The organism is Bradyrhizobium cytisi (assembly GCF_008123515.1).
Lineage (GTDB): Bacteria > Pseudomonadota > Alphaproteobacteria > Rhizobiales > Xanthobacteraceae > Bradyrhizobium > Bradyrhizobium cytisi.
Genome location: NZ_VSSR01000028.1, coordinates 1 through 18,313, shown reverse-complemented (window position 1 = coordinate 18,313; position 18,313 = coordinate 1). Strand labels below are relative to the sequence as shown.

Annotated in this window: 15 protein-coding genes, 1 tRNA gene and 4 pseudogenes; 13 read left to right on the top strand and 7 right to left on the bottom strand. The window is 60.1% G+C overall.

From position 1 onward, the window contains the following. A partial coding sequence (locus tag FXB38_RS18375) for a nucleotidyl transferase AbiEii/AbiGii toxin family protein (RefSeq protein WP_148752369.1) occupies positions 1-896 on the bottom strand: 896 nt, incomplete at its 3' end. After that, on the bottom strand, positions 896-1,708 hold the full coding sequence (locus tag FXB38_RS18370; protein ID WP_148752367.1) for a type IV toxin-antitoxin system AbiEi family antitoxin domain-containing protein: 813 nt from the start codon (positions 1,706-1,708) through the stop codon (positions 896-898). The genes FXB38_RS18370 and FXB38_RS18375, both read right to left, overlap by 1 nt. Positions 1,709-1,998: 290 nt before the next feature. On the opposite strand from FXB38_RS18370, the gene FXB38_RS18365 reads away from it, so the two are divergent. The 5 genes from FXB38_RS18365 (at position 1,999) to FXB38_RS18345 (ending at position 5,934) form a co-directional block, all read left to right on the top strand. Then, a complete protein-coding gene (locus tag FXB38_RS18365) occupies positions 1,999-2,574 on the top strand; it encodes a hypothetical protein (RefSeq protein ID WP_148752365.1) in 576 nt (191 codons plus the stop codon). Next, on the top strand, positions 2,571-3,950 hold the full coding sequence (locus FXB38_RS18360) for a 7-cyano-7-deazaguanine synthase (protein ID WP_246229967.1): 1,380 nt from the start codon (positions 2,571-2,573) through the stop codon (positions 3,948-3,950). The genes FXB38_RS18365 and FXB38_RS18360 overlap by 4 nt, the downstream gene beginning before the upstream one ends. Continuing rightward, positions 3,943-5,133 carry a helix-turn-helix domain-containing protein gene (locus tag FXB38_RS18355; protein ID WP_148752363.1) on the top strand — a complete coding sequence of 397 codons (1,191 nt, stop codon included), beginning with the start codon at positions 3,943-3,945 and terminating at the stop codon, positions 5,131-5,133. Before FXB38_RS18360 ends, FXB38_RS18355 begins: the two co-directional genes overlap by 8 nt. After that, positions 5,108-5,779 carry a PIN domain-containing protein gene (locus tag FXB38_RS18350; RefSeq protein ID WP_210250920.1) on the top strand — a complete coding sequence of 224 codons (672 nt, stop codon included), beginning with the start codon at positions 5,108-5,110 and terminating at the stop codon, positions 5,777-5,779. Before FXB38_RS18355 ends, FXB38_RS18350 begins: the two co-directional genes overlap by 26 nt. A gap of 79 nt (positions 5,780-5,858) precedes the next feature. Further along, a tRNA-Arg gene (locus FXB38_RS18345) sits at positions 5,859-5,934 on the top strand. 315 nt (positions 5,935-6,249) lie between these two features. Here the strand turns inward: FXB38_RS18345 and FXB38_RS18340 are convergent. Continuing rightward, entirely contained in the window at positions 6,250-6,606 is a 357-nt protein-coding gene (locus FXB38_RS18340) for a hypothetical protein (protein ID WP_148752361.1), read from the bottom strand. 354 nt (positions 6,607-6,960) lie between these two features. Here FXB38_RS18340 and FXB38_RS18335 point away from each other — a divergent pair, with 354 nt between their 5' ends. The 3 genes and pseudogenes from FXB38_RS18335 to FXB38_RS18325 all read left to right on the top strand — a co-directional run bounded on the left by FXB38_RS18335 (position 6,961) and on the right by FXB38_RS18325 (position 8,097). After that, entirely contained in the window at positions 6,961-7,176 is a 216-nt protein-coding gene (locus tag FXB38_RS18335; protein ID WP_148752360.1) for a DUF6894 family protein, read from the top strand. Between the two features lie 116 nt (positions 7,177-7,292). Next, a pseudogene (locus FXB38_RS18330) lies at positions 7,293-7,602 on the top strand (NUDIX hydrolase). 213 nt (positions 7,603-7,815) lie between these two features. Next, on the top strand, positions 7,816-8,097 hold the full coding sequence (locus tag FXB38_RS18325) for a hypothetical protein (RefSeq protein ID WP_246229965.1): 282 nt from the start codon (positions 7,816-7,818) through the stop codon (positions 8,095-8,097). A 327-nt stretch (positions 8,098-8,424) separates the two neighbouring features. Here FXB38_RS18325 and FXB38_RS18320 read toward each other — a convergent pair whose 3' ends face one another. Further along, positions 8,425-8,619 carry a hypothetical protein gene (locus tag FXB38_RS18320; RefSeq protein ID WP_148752358.1) on the bottom strand — a complete coding sequence of 65 codons (195 nt, stop codon included), beginning with the start codon at positions 8,617-8,619 and terminating at the stop codon, positions 8,425-8,427. A gap of 383 nt (positions 8,620-9,002) precedes the next feature. After that, positions 9,003-9,191, bottom strand: a pseudogene (locus FXB38_RS43855) (hypothetical protein); the annotation flags it as partial. A 956-nt stretch (positions 9,192-10,147) separates the two neighbouring features. Between FXB38_RS43855 and FXB38_RS18310 the strand changes: the two are divergent. The 3 genes and pseudogenes from FXB38_RS18310 (at position 10,148) to FXB38_RS18300 (ending at position 13,315) form a co-directional block, all read left to right on the top strand. Next, a complete protein-coding gene (locus FXB38_RS18310; protein WP_187434966.1) occupies positions 10,148-11,344 on the top strand; it encodes a Fic family protein in 1,197 nt (398 codons plus the stop codon). 209 nt (positions 11,345-11,553) lie between these two features. Further along, positions 11,554-11,913, top strand: a complete 360-nt coding sequence (locus tag FXB38_RS18305; RefSeq protein WP_148752355.1) for a hypothetical protein — start codon at positions 11,554-11,556, stop codon at positions 11,911-11,913. 75 nt (positions 11,914-11,988) lie between these two features. Beyond that, a pseudogene (locus FXB38_RS18300) lies at positions 11,989-13,315 on the top strand (IS1380 family transposase). 345 nt (positions 13,316-13,660) lie between these two features. On the opposite strand, the pseudogene FXB38_RS18295 reads toward FXB38_RS18300, so the two are convergent. Together FXB38_RS18295 and FXB38_RS18290 are read right to left on the bottom strand one after the other, a co-directional pair. Beyond that, positions 13,661-13,809 (bottom strand): annotated as a pseudogene (locus FXB38_RS18295) (transposase); the annotation flags it as partial. A gap of 36 nt (positions 13,810-13,845) precedes the next feature. Further along, complete coding sequence (locus FXB38_RS18290; protein WP_187434965.1) at positions 13,846-16,578, bottom strand: DUF5695 domain-containing protein; 2,733 nt, start codon at positions 16,576-16,578, stop codon at positions 13,846-13,848. Positions 16,579-16,680: 102 nt separating this feature from the next. On the opposite strand from FXB38_RS18290, the gene FXB38_RS43850 reads away from it, so the two are divergent. Next, on the top strand, positions 16,681-16,947 hold the full coding sequence (locus tag FXB38_RS43850) for an Arm DNA-binding domain-containing protein (protein ID WP_246229963.1): 267 nt from the start codon (positions 16,681-16,683) through the stop codon (positions 16,945-16,947). A 265-nt stretch (positions 16,948-17,212) separates the two neighbouring features. Then, positions 17,213-17,992, top strand: coding sequence for a hypothetical protein (locus FXB38_RS18280; RefSeq protein WP_148752353.1), 780 nt, complete (start codon positions 17,213-17,215; stop codon positions 17,990-17,992). Positions 17,993-18,313 lie beyond the last annotated feature (321 nt).

Genomic DNA, 18,313 nt, shown 5'->3' with positions numbered 1-18,313 from the left:
CGACAATGGCAAGTCAGGGAAGACGCGTCGATCTCACCCCGATCCAGCACGGCTTCCAAAAATGCGCCCTCCCCCGCTGTGAACTTAAACAGCGGCGCGAGCTTCTCCCGGCATTCGGTCGCGACGCTCTCGATCCAAGCTGCGGGGCCGCCAAAGCTGTCGAAATACCGATCGTGCAGGCACATGGTCAGCTTGCCGGTAATGTCGCCGACCTCGCATCCGATCGCCTCGGGCGAGGCTGTGCGCCAATCGAAGCTCTTGGCGCTCGCACCGATCATCAAGGTGGCCGCCTTGATCTTCGCCCAGTCGAGAGACGGCATGGCGATGATCCGGTGGGCGTCGAACAGATCGCGCGCGGTGCGCCGCGTGATCAGCGCGACCATCTTGCCGGCGACGATCTCGTGGATATCGAGGACCGGAACATTCGTGGCCTGGTAGGATCCGATTGCCACCGATGGCATGCGATCCACGCCGTAGAGCGGACCGCGGTAGAGATAATTGATATCGATCTCGATGGTCCCCGAACCGCCCAGCGCAGAGGCGTAGCGATAAATCCATTTGCCGCCAGCGTGCTCGGACGGCTCACGCCGCGCGACGTACCCTTTCGATTCCATCAAGCGCTCGATCCGGTCTTCCAACCCCGGCCGGTCGGCGTCCATTTGTTCCTTCTCGACCGCGCCGACATAGTTAACGTCGATATCGACAGAGAGGCGGTCCAGATCGGAATGAAAGACGTTGAGCGCCGTGCCGCCCTTCAAGGCGACGCGCGGCCCGATCAGCGTGTCGGCGCCGAAGGCATCGAGAATGTCGATCAGCCGGATCACACGCTCCAGCGTCGCGGGCTGGAGCTGCCGCTCGGCCGCGATGTTCTGAAGCGTTTCTCGCGACGCGACCATCAGACGCCTTCAAAGGCGGCGTCGACCGCCTGCGCTGGGAGAAGCACGCGCCATGGCTCGACGAGCACCGCATGACCGGGTTCCGCACCCAGCGCATAATGCTTTGATCGTGGAAGCCGTGTTCGCAGGCGCGCCAGAACATCGTCGGGAACGCCGAGCGCGGCGCGCCGCTTCTCGAGCCACCAGCCGGAAACCGAGGCGAGCGACCGATTATCCAGCAGCTCGACGTAGTCGGCGACCTTCGCCGGATCGAGATAGCGCACCAGATCCAGCGACTTCAGAACTTCCTCGCCGCCGCCCGCGAGTTCTGGCCGATGTAGGACATCGACGACCGTGCGTTCGATCGCAGTCACACGGACCGTCACTCCCTGCCGGTCCATAGTCGCGGTCAGGTAGTTGGCCTTACCTGTCGCCGCCAACACCTTCGCCGGCGTGACGAAGCGGCAGGCACCAAATGGCAGGTCCACGCGTTCGGTCCGTCCGGCGCTGATAAGCTGAACCTCGTTGAACTCGGAATAGGCTATGCCGTGCAGCTCAAGGGCTGAGTGAAATCCCAGGACCCCATCGGGACGCAGCTTGCTCGCCGCGGCGAAGCGGTCGATCACCATCCGCTCCGCCGCCATGTGGGCTGGCACTGCGGCAAACACCTCGCGACTGACCCGCTTGATGTTGCCAGCGCGCAGGTGATGCCTAAGCAGGCTGGTGACATTGGCCGCGCTCGCCGGATGGCCGAAGGCAGCCGCGAATTCAGCCCGGGTGAAGACCGGATGACCCGACAGGAAACTGGCCGTTTTGTGCTGGCGGGGCTGCATGAGTCTTCGATTCTACGCCGAGATGGGTAGTAAATAGCCAGTCTGACGCAAATTTGTCAACAAAATCCCGCTGAGAAAGGGGGCCGATGGGCCGTGCCCTTGATCGCGAAAACGCGCTATATGGGCTAGAAATTACCCTTTCCGGCGCACTTTTTCGAACAAACCGCCGCGCGAAAGGACCATCAAACGAATTAAGCGATTTCCCTTCGACGGCTCCAATGTCAGAAAATTTATGAAATATCTTGACTTTGTCAGTTTTTGTTACTATTTTGCCGACATTGGAGGCGGCCATGAGCGATGGACCATTCAGAAATGCGGAGTTGCCCAGCAGCTGGAAGCGCTATGGCCAAGACCTGGTCAGCGACGCCACGAGCCATGAGGAGCGAACGACGCAGGCGTGCCACAGCATGATAGGTGACGTGGACATGAAGACGTTCAGTCCCCTTTTCGATGAACTCAAAGCTCATGCCGACCGCCCTCAAATGGACTTAGACCCGGTCACGGCGGTCGAAACGATTTTCGAGACTCATCCAACGTCGCCACTGGCGGATACCTTGCAAAGACGTCTGATTGCGAATCTCCGGGATCAACTCCCTCCCGAGAAGGCGCTCGATCAGGCGCTCGACAGCACGACAAAAGAATGGATCGGCACCACCAAAAACCGGCTCGACGAAGAATGCATTCGAGCCCGCGAGCTCGGCGACATGAGCCGCGAAGATTACCAGATGGGAATCGAGCGGAACCGCGAGACGTTCGCTGCCATCAAGCCCAGCGAACTCTGCGACGCCTTGGCCACCGGCAACAAGCGCGCGTTCAGGCCGGCGGTTGAGAAGAAAGCCGGCGTAGATGAGGGGCCCGAAGAGTGAGCGCCAATCCGAAATACTCACCGATGCAAGACAAGCGCTTGATCGTTATCGAGAAGGGACAGAAGCGCGGCCGCCGCGCCCTCCCGAAGGGTGCTGTGATCGCGGAGGTCAGCCGTCACATTTGCTTTAATCCGGCGGTTCTGGATAGCTTTGACGTGAAGGGCTTCGAGCCGCTGCACTACGATATGCTTGTTCTCTGCGCCGCCATCGAGTTTGCTGACCGGCGTTGGAAGCGTCCGTTGGGCTGGCGCCGAACCTTCGATGTGGCGATCCCAGTCATCGACTTAAAGGCCTGGCAGAAGCCGGAGGTTCTGAAGGCCCTGCACGGCGTCTTGAACCACCTGACCGGCGACGCATGGCGATTGACCTTTGTCCAGGCAAAGAACCTCTCGCCGATCGGCACGCGGCAGATGCCGTTGGACTTCGGCAAGGCCAAGACCTTCGCCGTCGCTTACAGCGATGGTTTGGATTCGCGTGCCGTCTCCGCTCTGAGCGGGAGCGAGGCTGAGGCACTGTGTATCCGGGTCGCGGGCAATCGCCAGCGGCGCAAAAACGGGGATAGTTATTTCACGCAGATTCCCTTCAAGGTGAAGGGATATCGCGGGAACGAGAGCAGCTTCCGCTCGCGGGGATTTCAGTTTGCGGCGGTGACGGCGATTGCTGCTCAGCTATCAAACGTGACGCGCGTCATTGTTCCGGAGAGCGGCCAGGGCGCGCTTGGGCCGGTACTGCTCCCGCTGCACAACATCTACGCCGACTATCGCAACCATCCGACGTTCTTTCGGAAGATGGAGCGCTTCATCAATGCAGTGCTGGGCTACCGAGTGCGGTTTGAGCAGCCACGCCTGTGGTCGACGAAAGGTCAAACGTTGCGCGCGTTTCTGGACATGGTCGGAAAGTCCGAACAGCATCTGACGAGTACCCATTCCTGCTGGCAAACGCGCCGGGTCGTCAATGTAGGCGGTAGGAAGCAGTGTGGCCTGTGCGCGGCATGCTTGCTAAGACGCCTCAGCCTGCATGCCGCTGGCGTTAACGAGGCGCCTGGTACGTATATCGTGTCCGACCTTGCCGCTTCTGATGCGGCCGATGCGTTGTCGGTCATACCCCAAAAAGCTGATCGGGACATCATGGTCGAATACGGAAGCGTCGGTGCGCGTCACCTGCAGCATCTCGCGGACATGAGCTGCTTGCCTGACGAGAACATTCGCGTTCACGCCTCGCAAATCTCAGCTGCGATAGCGGAAAACTACGAGGACACTCTGAAGAAACTGAGGACGATGTTGGTAACTCATGCCGAGGAATGGCGGGCATTTTTGTCCGCGCAAGGAGATCAAAGCTTTTTGAAAAGCTGGATGGATGGAGGGCGCGATGGCTGATCTGAATGAGCTGAGCGCACAGGAAATAGGACGCCGCCTGCGGATAGCACGGGAGAACGCAGACGTTCGCCAGGATGACGCGGCCCAGGTCATCGGCATGTCCCGCCCCACCCTTGTATCCATCGAGAAGGGCATGCGCCGTGTGCGCATCCAGGAAATCCAGGCTCTCGCGCGCCACTACGGCGTATCGGTCAACGCCCTCCTCCGCCGCGAGGCAGTGCATACCGATCTGATGCCTCGATTCCGCAAGTTGCGGGAGACGGAGGACGCGCACACCACTGAAGCCGTTCAGCTATTCAACGACCTGATTAAAGCGGACGTTGAAATGGAGAATATCCTCGGCATCCAGCGACGTCGAAATTACCCTCCGGAACGCGGTATCAACGAGGGCGACGTTGCGGCTCTTGCAGAAAAGCATGCCAAGGAATTGCGCGACTGGCTGGGCCTCGGTCCGGGGCCGATAGCCGACATCTTCTCGGTCATCGAACTGGGTCTTGGCATCCGATTGTATCAGCGCCGTCTCTCATCCAGTTCAAAGGTCGCTGGCCTCTTCACCTACGATGAAAGCGTCGGCGCCTGCATACTTCTAAACGCCAACCACCCATTGCCGCGGCGCATCCAGTCCGCGGCGCATGAGATCGGCCACTTCTATGGTACGCGCCAGATTCCCGAAGTGCTTGAAGACGGTGAGAAGTTCCTCTCACGCGATGAACGCTACGCCAACGTCTTTGGCCGCGCATTCCTGACGCCAGCCGAGAGCTTCTCGGAAAGCTTCCGCCAACTGAAGGAGATCACCGGCAAAACGACCCGGCGCCTGATCATTCTCCTCGCCCAGCAATATAATATCTCGCGCCAAGCGTGCGGGCTGCGGCTTGAGGAGTTGGGCCTTGCCAAGAAGGGTACTTGGGCATGGTTCGAAAACAACGGCGGCATCACCGATGACAATGTCCGAGAGGTCCTCGGCGAAATGGCCGATCGCCGCGATCCGGCAAAGAGCGATGCGGACCGACCCATCTCACACCGCCTGAGCCTGATGGCGCATGCCGCCTGGAAGCGCGAGCTCCTGTCGGAAGGACAATTGGCGGACCTGCTGAAGGTGGGCCGAGTGAAGCTCCGCGGCGTTATCGACCAGATCGAGCTTGAAGAAAGAGACACGGATGAGTTGCTCAGGCTCCCTGATTGATGTCGCGGATCCGCTGATTCTCGACACGAGTGTGCTGATCAACCTTCACGCTTGCAAATATGGCGAGCGCATCCTCGCGTCCATTCCCAACGATGTCGTCGTGTCCGAGATCGTGGCTGGAGAGCTGGAGCACGAGACGAGCCGGCAGAACGGCGAGCACCGCTTTCTGCATGACCTCGTGACGGGTGGAATCGTGACGCTCGCCACTATGACCGACGCGGAGTACGAGATTTTTCATGAACTCACGTCTACCTCGCCCTCCCTTGATGACGGCGAAGCTGCATCGATAGCCATCGCGGCAGCAAGATTTTTCCTGCCGGTTATCGATGAAGGGCGCGGACGAAACCGCGCCAGCACGGTAATGAAAACGCGAAATCCGGCCTGGTCGTTAGACATCTTACGTCATCCAACGGCCATCGCGGTCCTCGGCGACCAACCTGTCATCGAAGCGCTGTATCTCGCTCTTCGCGACGGGCGCATGCGAATTCCATTGGAAAGAGTGGAAGGCGTTATCGCGCTTATAGGGATGGAGCGTTCACGCGATTGCACTTGCCTCCCTGGGTATCGAGAGCGATTTTTCCACGAGCACTCTGGGGCCGCCGCTATAGATTCTGCCGACAGCGCGAAGCTCCCAAATCTAAGGTGAACAGCGAACTCTGGTTTGATGATGCCGAAAGAGACGCCTAGCGGCTTGCTTTCGTTAGGTCGTTGGACGGCTAAGCATTGCGCCCGTAACTCAGCTGGATAGAGCGTCACCGCACGAAGGTGCAGGTCACACGTTCGATCGCGTCGGGCGCGCCAAATCCTCGCCATAGAGGATGAAACTAGGCACTGCATTGGGGGGTCTGCTGTGGGGTGGCTAGCAGCCATTGGTTCGCGGTGCGAAAGCTACGGACAATCTGCAAACACCGGACACCCGCTCGCACGCCGCCTCGTATCGCTCGACGAGTCGAGAAGCACCTTCAGATCAGCGTCGAGCTCGGCGTCGCTCTCTGGGTCGTCGCGAAGCTCCTGTGCCAAAGACCGCAGCGGCTCAGCCTGCAGGAGCTCAGTCGGGTGTCGGGCGAGAACAAGCTTACCCTCGACCATGACCCGTTCCGGCCAGACATCCTTGCCCTAGAGATCCTGCTCATGCTCGAAGCAGCCGCCGAAGAAGCCTCGCCGCCTCTTGGTCGTTACCACGATCTCCTCTGGCACCGCCGGCCACAGCTTCTCGGCGACCGTCCTCGCCTCGACCAGCGCCGCCGCGGCCGCGCGGTAGGCGTCGAGCCTGGGCCCGATCTCGGCGCCGAGGGCGAGCAACTCGGGATCCTCAGCGGGCGGCAGGACCACCGCGGGCACGGCCGACAGCTCCGGCGCCAGCACCGCGGCGGCCGTCTCGGCGACCCTGGGCATCACCACCGCCGTGCCGGCGGCCGGCGCGAAGGCCGCGACCAGCGTCGCGACCATGGATCGGCGAGATAGCGTTGGCACCGTCAGCTCGAAACCGGCCGGCCGCGCCGAGGCGGCCGGCCCTCCATGCGTTGCCGGGACCGGGAGGCTGGGCGGCTACAAGATATTCGATATCCGATGGACGAAAGCCGGAGACTTCTGGATCGTGAGCTTCGACGACGGGCGATTGGGAGCGAACGCTGATCGCCTGGCCTGCCCCCATCCCGTTCGATCGATTGACCGCACCACACCCAGTTTGCCGATCCAGGCGGAGAAGAACCAAACGCAACCGGCCGTGTCGGCGCATCCCTTTTAGGCAGCCAAACACGATCCGCGCGGGCGTGAGCGGTGCGCGCGCCGCGAACAACCTGGCAAAAGACTTGCAGCTGATTGCCGATGCCCAAGTTCCACTTCAAGCTCGTTGACACCCACATCGTTTCCGACCACGGGGTACACGACCTGCCCGACGAGATAGCCGCTCAGGTCGAAGCGCTGAGGCTTGTGCGCTCGCTCCGCGAGACGCGCCCCGAACTTGTCGGCCGCAACTGCTCGATTTCCGTGGTCGACGAACGCGGGAAGGGCGTTTGCATTATTCCGGTCGATGACATCTGACCCCGGGGCCTTAAGCAATACCTGCAGGTGGTTGCAGGAAAGAATTGAGAGGATTAACCGAAACCCGCTACATTAAAGGCGAAGGTAATTCTCAAAGGCGGAGGTTTCCAGCCAAGATGGCAAGAGCATCCAAGCTCGTTGCCGCCAAGCGCGGCAAAGTTCTTTTGGTGAAGCGGCGGTGTGACGGGCGATGGATGTTTCCCGGCGGCCGAAAGCGGGCACGCGAAACGGAAAAAGCTTGCCTTCGCCGTGAAATCAGGAGGAGCTGCCAAAGCTCAAGCTTGGCAGACTGAGCCTGTGGCGAGAGGTCGAGAAGACGAACCATCGCAGCGGACGCAAGATGAGTGACGCGATCTTCATCGCGAAAAACGTGTTCCTCTAACACCGACATCGCGGTACATCCGGGACAAACTGTTCCGTAAGTAGAGAGCCGCCTTCTTCTCGGCGCGACCGCAAAGCGGCGCTGGTCGCGGAGCTCAGCGCAAAGGTCAATCAGTTTCAAAAGAGGCGAAGAAGGTTTTCGCTCTTCAATGTCGAGGGACAACGGGAACCAACCTTTGGTTGGTTTTTTCATCGATCCGGATCGACTATCTGAATTCCGTGGTGCCCCCTCCGTTTACTCGCGCAACGCAATTCGACATGGCGATGACTGAACTACTGGATCTCGAAGATTGGGCTTGGCAGCATGCGACAGATGTGTACCGCCTTAATCTATATGGTCATCTCACCGGACGAACAGTATTGAGGCGCTCAGCGGTGACTGAGGAAGAGCTGGCCGGAGCTATTCGCAACAGCTTCACCCAGGTGAACGAAACCGCTTACCGAGAAATGGTCAAACTGGCGACCGACGCGGCGCTCGAAACCTACGATCGGGTTGCGTCGCGGACGATCAAACTGTCGCGCGCTCGGCGCGCGAACTGAACTCCTAACGCCGCCGTCGTCTCCGCTGTCGATAGCGAGATCGCGGCTGCGCGCGATCCGGCAGCGAATGCGCCGGAAATAGGTGGTCCCCGTTTAGTTCGCTGCGGCGGCGCCTGCAGCGCCGCCTCGTCCGCGATCTTCACTTTGCTTCTGCTCCGTGAGTTCTCGTCCTCGGCCTGGAACGGTTCGCGTCGGCAAAGCTCCACGCCGCGTAGTCAACCGCTACGCTGGTCAGAAGCCACAGAGACCCGGTGCGCGCGACGCCGCCGTGATGCGAGCATGCTCCGCGCAAACCGATGAGGCGGCCTCAATTCGTGGAGGATCATCCTATACTGGTGCGCGCAAGCCCGGAGATGAAAGCCAATCGTTTAGATGCGCGGCGACATCAAGCTGACGAACCTTCTCCAAGAGCTTGTTCCGTTTCGATCCGGGCCCGAGAAGAGCCATTGCAGCCTCGATGCGCTTGTGTTCATCCGCAAGACGTTCGTTCAGTGTTGGGGATTTGTTGATAAGCCAGGTCATAGCCGCTCCTTCCAAGTGCTGGGCGGGAGCATTACCGGACTCTCAGTCACCGATGTGAGCCAGAAGGCAGCGCGGTGATGTTCGGACTAGGCGCTTCCTGCATGGCGAAGTCCATCTAAATTGTGTTTTGCGCCCGCCGCGCTTGCCCGGCCGCGGTTGGACTTGTCGCCGCATCGTCGCAAAGATGCCGACCCCGCGCGAGACCTGCCGCGCGAGAGGCGGAGCTATCCGATGGGGCGCCATCAACGTGAGACACGAAACAAGCCCAATATTGTCCCGAAATCGACGCATCTTGAGCAAAGGGCTTGGCTGGACTTTAGATTCCGCGATGACAGTGTTCCAGTTCGGGCTCAGCCATCTGCTGCTCCAGCGCCCGCTCAGGCGATGGCCTTGCGGCCGAAAAGCTCCTTCGGCTCCAAGCTTGGATCATTTGGATTGGCGAGCGGCGGCAGGGGCTTCGGATCAACGCTGCCTTCGTCTTGGCCGAATGCGCCTGTCGCTGCAAGAGCCGCGATGGGCAAAGTCAGCAAGACGAGAAGAGCCCGAGTTCTGCATGCGGCCCTACTTCTCACGCCGTCTTCGCATAGCTGTTCGCAAAACGAACCTCGCTTCCCTCAAAAGCAGGTTACACGCTCGGCGGCAACGTACCCGAACAGCAGTCCGACACCGAAGAGCAGAACGAGACCAGCGGCCGCGAATTCGCACGCCGAGATTTTCTCTTTCTTTCGATGTTAGACCCCGGAGGGCCCGGGCGCGGTTCTCCGAAAATCGTGCCAGCCTCGTCGCCAGGCCGGGATCGCTTGCCGTCAATGCGTCCGCCACGGCCGCGAACGTTTTGGGCGGCAGCAATCCGCCGTCGCCGAGGATGGGACGAAGGGGTGCTCTGAATTTTGCGGGAACGAGGCCGACAAGTTCTTCAAATGGAAGGGACCGTTCCAATCTTTGCAACTCGGTCATGTTGAGCCGGGCCAACCCGGTTCCCGCCGACATCCCCTTTCGGCCGTCTGCGATGTGCGTGATCGCGCCGTCGCGAAAGCACGCCAGCACGACCAACGCGCTGCTAATGTAGGAAAAGCTCGGCACGGGTTCGGCGACATATCGCGTGGCGTCGTGCCGGTTTTCTTCAGCGTAACTCAGAGTAATGTCACGCCGGCCCTCCGGAACTGGAGGACGTAAGCGGTTGCGGCAAGGCATGAGAGAGATCCTTCAGCCGGAAATTCGACGGGTGGCGCAATCCGCAAAGGTAAGTTCCATAGGACACGGCTGTAAGGGGAACCCACCTCAATTGGTGAGGCTGCAGTTCCAAGAACCGCGTTTTGCTCTCGGTTTCCGGTTAAGGAGAAAATAAGAACACATCTGCCGCTCCAAGGCGACCCTGGCTATCCGACGGGGCGACGCTTCCCAAGGCCAGAAAGGCGAAAGTCGTCGAATTTCCCTGCAATCAGGGCTGACTCCGGACCTTTATTGAAGTTTTTATAAAAAACCTTTAATATGGAGGTATGTCGAGCCTCCGTAGCCAAGGTTTTCCGTGAACCGCGACCATCTCAGCCATGCTGTCCGGGAGCGACTGAAAAGGCTCCCGCCGCCGTTCGATTCCCATTACGGGGTCGTTCCGGTGCCGCCGCCCGAGGAGGGGATTGCGCTGGGGCCGGTTCTCGCACGGCTGAAGGCGGCGGACGCGGCCCTTGTCAGGATTGAGACACTCGCGGCGGAACTCAAGGACCCCTACCTTATCAGCCGTATATTGCCCCGGCGCGAGGCTGTGAGCAGTTCGTCGATCGAAGGGACGAATAGTACACTCGACGAACTGCTGTCAGTTGAGGAAAGCGAAGATTCCCCGCAGGGCGAAGCCGCGGTGCAAGTGCGCGACTACGCACTCGCGCTCGATGATTTTCTGCCGCGCGCGCGTAAAGAAAAGCTGGAGCTATTCACGACCGCCTTGGTTCAGGATTTGCATCGCGCCGTCATGCGTGGCGATGCTGATTATAAGGACAAACCCGGCGATTTCCGAGAGCGGGTGGTGTGGATCGGCGGCAGAGGCGACATCGCGTATTCGACCTATAATCCAACTCCTCCCGCCGATATCGCGGTCTGCCTCGAAGAGACCATGAAATACATGCGCTGCGAGGGGATGCAGGCGATGTACCAGAGCTTCATCGTTCGGATGTCGGTAGCGCACGCGCATTTCGAGGCGGTCCACCCATTCCGCGACGGCAACGGCCGCGTTGGACGTCTGCTGCTGCCGCTGATGATGGCGGCGGAGGGAATGATGCCGATATATCTCTCTCCCTACATCGAGGCCCATAAGACTGCCTATTACGATTCCCTCAAGGCGGCGCAGCAACGCCTGGAATGGGATGAAGCGGTTGGGTTCATGGCAGATGCAGTGGTCGGCACAACCGACGAGCTGCTCAGGACGCGCGAAGCCTTGGCCACACTTGGCGCTATGTGGCGCGAACGTCGAAAATTCCGGCAGGGCTCCGCCAGCCTTCGCGCACTCGATGTGTTACCACATTATCCAGTTCTAACCGTAAAGCGCTTGGCTAAACTTCTAGACATCACGGTGCAGGCGGCCTCTCAGGCAGTGGACCAACTCGTCGAGCGCAAGATTCTGGTGGAGCGTACCGGCTATGCCCGCAACCGCGTATTCACTGCGCCTGACGCGCTGTCGATTATCAACCGCCCGTTCGGCGAAGACCCGATTCTTCCCAGCCCACCTTCATGAGGGTTATGCTAATTGAGGCAATGGTACAGCACGGAAAAACAGGCCCGGGGAGTGTCTCGAAGGACTCCGTGCACTGCTGGAGAAGGAATTTGAGTGGAACCACAAGCTGGAGATGAAACCCGGACACGGAGCGAATAAGTCACAACCGTACTACCACCGTTATAATGCTTGAGGCGGTCATATTAGAGCTTCATTGAGAGAGTTTCGGTATGAATTCTTGGCCTCGGATCCCTGAAGATGTAGTCGCATGGTTTCGAGAGGTATTTGCTGAGGCCAATCGGCGCGTCTGCGAACGCCTCGTCAATCTTCCCAATATCCGAGAAACATCGCTTGATGACGGGCTGATCGAAGCCCTGATACCCGAAGCGGCGCCGACGTTGCTTTCCTCTGGAGCGATCGTGCGCATGGATACGCACAATGTTGGCGGTTTACTACGGACTGGGTGGCCACGTTGGGAGCCGCCCTTTGCTCGTCGATGGGAAACGGTGGATATAGCGATCCTCGTTTTTGTATATCGCCGCGAGACGTTGGTCGCCAAGAAGATAGCTAGCCCGGATATCTCACCCTAAATAGCGCGTCGGGGCGCAGAATCAGCGAAAGTTGTTTTGCGAGAACGACTGTCGAGCGATTCGAGGAGCGCCCCGATGACAACAGAGTGTAGCACGGATCTGTTCGGATTTGCATCTGTCGCAGGGCGAGAAGTTGTGGCCTGGTTCGACGGTTGGGCGATCACGTCGGATGCCGGCGCATTGCTGCTGGGCGCTGCGGATGGCGCGATCGGCTTGATCCGCCGGCTTGCGGCGTGCTTTCACGACGAGCGGCGCCAGGATCTGATCGAGCACGAGGTGGTGACGCTGGTCGGCCAGCGGGTATTCGGCATCGCGCTTGGCTATGAAGATCTCAACGACCATGACGAGCTGCGCCGTGATCCGATGATGGCGGTGTTGGCGGGCAAGCTCGAAGCGCGGCGCGAGGACTATGCGCCGGTTGCCGGCAAGTCGACGCTGAACCGGCTGGAGCTGAGCCGGCTGCAGCCGACACGCTATCACAAGATCAGCCACAATCCGGTCGCGATCAAGCGGCTCTTTGTCGAGCTGTTCCTGGAGGCGCACGAGCAAGCCCCCAGCGAGATCATCCTCGACCTTGATGCGACCGATGATCCGGTGCACGGGGAGCAGGAGGGACGGTTCTTCCACGGCTATTACGACTGCTACTGCTACCTGACTCTACGTGTTCTGCGGGCGCCACCTGTTGGCTGCCAAGCTTCGGTCGGCGGGCGTCGATGCGGCCGCGGGCGCAGTCGAGGAACTGGCGCGGATTGTCGCGCAGATTCGCCAGTGCTGGCCCTACGTCCGCATTCTGGTGCGCGCCGACTCAGGCTTCGGGCGCGACGAGCTGATGGCCTGGTGCGAGGCGAACAGGGTCGATTACCTGTTGGGCGTGCAGAAGAATCCCCGCCTGGTCGCCGCAATCGAGGACGAGCTTGCGCGAGCCGAGGCGAAGAGCCGGTCGAGCGGCAAGCCGCCGCGCCATTACCGGGACTTCAGGTGGCGAACGGCACCACCTAGAGCCGCACGCGGCGGGTCATCGCCAAGGCCGAGTTCACTGGCGGCGAGGGCCAATCCGCGCTTCGTTGTCACCTCGCTCAAGCGTGCCAGCTTCCCGGCCAAATACGTCTACGAGAAGCTCTACTGCGCGCGCGGCGAGATGGAGAACCGCATCAAGGAATGCCAGCTCGATCTCTATGCCGCTCGCACCTCGACGGCCACGATGCGAGCCAACCAGTTGCGGCTGTGGTTCGCCTCGATGGCCTACGTGCTCGTCTGCGCCGTGCGCCGGATCGGGCTGCAACACACGCCCTTCAGCGAGGCAACCTGCGGGACCATCCGTCTCAGGCTGCTCAAGATCGGGGCGCTTGTGCGCATCAGTGTTCGACGCATCAAGATCGCCATGGCGTCAGGTGTCCGGTAGCCCAAGCCTGGGGAACTGCTGCCGTTCGTCTCAACGCAGCCGCACGCGCCCGAGGCTCGCCAGCCTGACACGCAGCGCCGCGGCGCGTCACCACGCGGCACCATTCAAAGGCCCACCGGAGACCCTTTTTTGCTGCCTGAAATCCCCGACTCGTCTCGCGCTTCTCGGCGCCACGGCAGCGTGCGTCCGTTGCAACGCAGGAAAAATGTCGGCTCAATTGAGCGCTTGTGCCAAGATAGTGCGAGATATCCGGGCTAGAGGCGATTCTCCCGGGAGAGCGCGGCCAGCGCGGCCACGGCATTCACTTTTTCCATATTTCAACGATTATTGAATTTGCCGCCGATGCCCACCCGGCACGATCATGTGGATGTGCGGATGGTGGGTCATCGCCGAACCCGAGGTATGCAGCACCGCAGTGACGCGGATACGGCGCCGAGATGCCCGGAATTTGCGGCGATGATCGTCATCGCCTCGGAAGCCGCGTGGAACAGCAGGCCATCAGCGCCGATCGCACCCGATAATCGGCAACACTAGCGAACCTGAACCCGCGGTAAGCGCGCCGCAGGCAAGCGGACGACGATCTGGCTGTCCGTGATGTCGACGACTTCCTTGCGCTTCCTCCCGTCATCGTACCGCAATTCGAACGTCACTCCCGATGCAGATGGGGCAAAGGGCTCAGGCGTAAGGCTGATCCACCCCTCCCCCAAATTCAGAATGATCGGTCCATCCGCCCGGAATCGGGCGTCAAGCAGCACCAGGTCCAATCGGAGAGACTGGAGCCGCACGTTGAGCCGTCGCCGCACGCCATCACGTGGCCAGATACGCAGGGTGTGAGCGAACGTCTCCATGATGCCACCGTGACAAACCTGCCCAAAGATGGGATCGTCGGCAACGATCGTCGCAGCAGCGCGGACCGCCCCACAAAATCCCAGGTCGATCTCGCACGAGTAATACCACGTTCCACGGTGATGCGGCTGACCGAGCCATGTGGTCCCGCTCGGCGCCGGCTCGAAGCCGCCACCGGCCGCGCCGTCATTCTCCTCGCCCGGATACCAATAGCCATGACCGGCCGACGCAGGGCCGCTGTTCAGCAAGGCCCACGCGCTGAGTTGTGACGCATAGCCCAGACGAAGGAGCGGATGCGGGTCGTCTGCATCGTTCAGCGCATGATCAAGCAGCGCCCAGCCGCCCATCTGCGCCATGTAGGTCAGCGTATAGGCGTCGCCCGCAGTCCCGCGATAATCGCTGCCCAGGTAGTAATAAGCAGGTTCCAGCCAGCCACGGCAGAACAGGTTTGCAGCGATCTGACGCTCCGCGAAGGCACGGGCTGCCGCCTTCGAAACCCCCATGGCGACAGGGTCGTCAAGGGCCGAGCGCGCCAGTGCCTGCGTTGATTCGAAGCCTGTGGAATCGAACGGATATTCCGACCCGAACAGGTCCGCCTTCGGATCAACAAAGGCGCGCACCTTACGCGCCCAGTGCGCCTCCAGCGTCGCCGCCTCGCGCATCAAGCCCGCCGTCGTTAGCGCCGAAAGAAGTTCGGGGATCACACATTCGTTGTAGAAGCCGGTGCGGTAGGCAGACCACATCACCACGCGCATCGGCACCGTGAACATGGCCAGCGCCGTACCGTAGGCGCGTACCAAATAATCTCGTGCGCTCTGGCGGGTGGGTATCGCGGAATGGTCACACGCGATGCGGTGCATGGCCAAATACATCGCGAAGATGTGCGGATAGTCATAAGGCCGCCAGATATGCAGGCGGCCCTTTGGGCCGGGATCGCTGCTTTCCCGGTTCTGCTTCCAATCGGGTATGCCGTAGAGGCCGTAGGCGTATGCCTCCTGTGTGGTACGTTGCAGCCCGCCCCAGACGAACGTATCGATATACCGGTCCAGCGCCGCCACTTCCGCCGCATCAGGATGCTCGGCATTCTTGGTCGCGAGGTAAGCGGGCTTGCTCAGCCCGGGATCGTCGCACGTCACCTCGTAGATGCGCCGGCCATTGATCCGGTCGTAATTGTCCGGGCCAAGCAGGACCTGCGTCTCCATGTTCCACTCGCCGAACAAACCGTCGTACCATTTGGACGGGTCACGATGCTGCCGCTTCACGATGAAGGCTGCGCGCTTCTTCATCATCGTCTCGACGGGTTCGGTAGCGAAGAATTCAAGAAAGGTCTGGCGCGCACCCGGCTGGTGCAGGGTCAGCCGGTTCTCGCCCAATCGCGAAAACCGGACCCGCCATAGTCGCCTGCCAGCCCGATCCGGCAACCGTTGCGCCACCGTATCGCCGGTAAATTCCGCTTCGATTCGCTCCACCGGAATGGAGGACGCGAGCGCGATGTCGACATGCAGGTCGTTGGGAACCGTCATGCCCGGCATTACCTCCACGTCCACCAGACCGGCGTCCGCGATAGCCCTGCGCGCCGCCTCATAATCGGCAACCCACTGGAAGCGGAGACGGTAACGCCGTTCCTCGGCCGGCGACAGGGACAGGGAATGGGTCGGCTGTCGCCAGCGAGTCCCGCCCGCCACTGCCTCGCTGGCGGCCGCCCCGCCCAAGATGTAGGCGCACCACGTCCCACTGGCTTCGGCCGAATCCTTGTGGACATTCCAATATTCCAGTGACGTGTCCGCTTCCGGTAAGAGCATGAGGAAGGGACCGGTGCTGTTGCCGCGAATCCAGAAGATGTGCGATCCATGCCCCGAGACGAAGCTGTGCTTCAAAACAGCCACCGACACCGGTTGCCCTGCCGGAAATTCGGTGTTCATCGGCATAGGCAAATAGAGGTCGCCAACCTCCACGCTCGCCATGCCGTCGTTCCGCAGCATGATCTCCCACGTCAATCCAGCCTCGTCGACTGCGAGGCGGGTCGTGAGAAGGACGCCGGCATCGCGGGCTACTAGTTCAAGGGCCGCGCTATGCATCGGCTTCGTTGCATCAACGCCGGTTCGAAGCGTATGCCACTCGGATGATCCGGCACGCCGAACTCTAGCGTGAGCCGTCCCCAGCACGGCTCCAGGCAGGACATAATCCGTGTCATACGTATCGTTACGATAACGCAACGAGGTAATGCCGTCTTGTGTGCACCCAACGACGAAGGAAGAGTCGGCCGCCTCCAACACCATGGCAACCTTGCGCTGCGGCCGATTGGGTGTAGGCAGCGTAACGCCCCCGAACAACGCGCTACCGAAGAAGCTACTGCCCAACAGCATCGTACGACGCATATACGTCCAGACTTTAGACATGCCTTTGGTCTTCGTCATCAACCGTATCCGGTATTGCATGCGCAGTGAAGGCGCTGAAGCAGGTGACATAGACGAGGCACGGATAGATCGCTTCCTCACCTCCATGCGGATGATCAAGGCGTGCCGTTTCCCGCCGTAAACGTCAACGCGACAAAAGCGACATACGTTCTCAAGTACCGAGTGTTCGGTCGGCAGCGCTTCGTCACCATCGGTCCTCACGGCGCCCCTTGGACACCAGAGCTTGCACGCAAGGAGGCCAAGCGGCTTTTGGGCCTGGTTGCCAATGGCAAAGACCCGGTCGACGAGAAAGCCAAGGCGCGCCTGCAGGCGGCCGACCCACTCCGGCAATCGCGGATCAATATCTCCGGAACCCCAAACAAAGGCTGAAGCCCCGACCAATTCGGAAATAGAACGCTATTTGTTGGCCAGTTGGAGACCCCTGCATCCCGTCTCAGTTTTCCAGATCACCCGCCGCCATATCTCGGCTCGTATCGCTGACCTCGCATCAGCTCATGGAGCGGTCTCAGCAGCCCCCTGCCCGTACAGCCCTACTCAATGCTCAAGTGGGCAATGCGGGAGAGCCTCGACATTGCTGCGAATCCGGTTCTCAGCGCTAATTAGGCAGGTGACCTTAGAGCGTCGAAATGTGGGCATGCTCAATCTCCGTTGTTGGGAGTTCGAGCAGGGCTCTGAATTATGCGCAGTGCAACCAGAGATATGCCGAGAGTTAGGCTCGGCATATCTGAAAACGAAATCGCAAGGTTCCGACGCCCGAAGCATCAAAACCCTGCAATCCCAAAACAGTCCACAAAGACAAATGCGATTCTGGCTCAGTCGCTTAGGGCTCCTTCAATCAAAGCGTCTTTATCCCGATAACAACGACGTAGAGGATGATGACGACGGTTTCGATTTCGCCTGGGGTATGAACCGATTTATCCGCCGCGAAGATGCGCAAGCGATCGGCGCACTGCACCGGCAGTTTTCGTTTAGCGAAGACAGCATCTATGGAGCTATGCGAGCAGGAAGTCATCAAGTTCAGGCGATCGACACGCTAAACCGCGACTTTGGAAAAACGGCGTATTATTTTGTTTATAATCCGCACGCGATTCCTGTTTCGATTAGCTATCCTCTCAAAGAGAAAATTCGGCTTGATTCTCCGGCGATTGGGTGCCGCGTTCTCGATGCAGACCATGTGCACCAGGCTCTAGCGGAACTCAGAGAGGGAGATTCCCCAACTTATGCGACGCTTATGCGGTTAGCCTCGGCAAGCTATTGGCGGTTGGAAACCTGGGCGGCCGATCTCTTGCTCACATGCCAGGTCGGAGAGCAATTCGACACTTCCCGAGACGAACAGGTGCGCTATTTTCTTGAACGAAGAACTGGACCTATCGGTGCAGCTCTTGCTGTTTCGATAACTCTTCCGGACGGCTGACCTCGACGCTTATCGTTCTGCGGGCCTAGTAGATCAGAGGCCACGCTCTGACTGCGACGGCTACGGAGCGCACGGGTCAAATTCATAAGGACCTGATGGCCAATCAGCGGTTCTTCATCTTCCGCCTGAGTGAAAGCACTTGGATGGTAGGGCCGTGGATTAGGCCCGGTCGCTATGGGACAAAGCAGAATGCCGCGTCGTATGAAAGCGCGGGGGAACCCTGGTTTGATGATGTCGCAACAGAAGCCTAATGACTTGATTTCATTGCGGCGCTGGAAGGCAAAAGCGTGAATGAGGCGACAGATTTATCTATGCCCTTCC

Bases quoted from the DNA above. Each gene is read 5' to 3' on its own strand.
- FXB38_RS18370 (WP_148752367.1), bottom strand. From the start codon at position 1,708: ATGCAGCCCCGCCAGCACAAAACGGCCAGTTTCCTGTCGGGTCATCCG.
- FXB38_RS18365 (WP_148752365.1), top strand. From the start codon at position 1,999: ATGAGCGATGGACCATTCAGAAATGCGGAGTTGCCCAGCAGCTGGAAG.
- FXB38_RS18355 (WP_148752363.1), top strand. From the start codon at position 3,943: ATGGCTGATCTGAATGAGCTGAGCGCACAGGAAATAGGACGCCGCCTG.
- FXB38_RS18350 (WP_210250920.1), top strand. From the start codon at position 5,108: ATGAGTTGCTCAGGCTCCCTGATTGATGTCGCGGATCCGCTGATTCTC.
- FXB38_RS18335 (WP_148752360.1), top strand. From the start codon at position 6,961: ATGCCCAAGTTCCACTTCAAGCTCGTTGACACCCACATCGTTTCCGAC.
- FXB38_RS18325 (WP_246229965.1), top strand. From the start codon at position 7,816: ATGGCGATGACTGAACTACTGGATCTCGAAGATTGGGCTTGGCAGCAT.
- FXB38_RS18320 (WP_148752358.1), bottom strand. From the start codon at position 8,619: ATGACCTGGCTTATCAACAAATCCCCAACACTGAACGAACGTCTTGCG.
- FXB38_RS18305 (WP_148752355.1), top strand. From the start codon at position 11,554: ATGAATTCTTGGCCTCGGATCCCTGAAGATGTAGTCGCATGGTTTCGA.
- FXB38_RS18290 (WP_187434965.1), bottom strand. From the start codon at position 16,578: ATGACGAAGACCAAAGGCATGTCTAAAGTCTGGACGTATATGCGTCGT.
- FXB38_RS18280 (WP_148752353.1), top strand. From the start codon at position 17,213: ATGCTCAATCTCCGTTGTTGGGAGTTCGAGCAGGGCTCTGAATTATGC.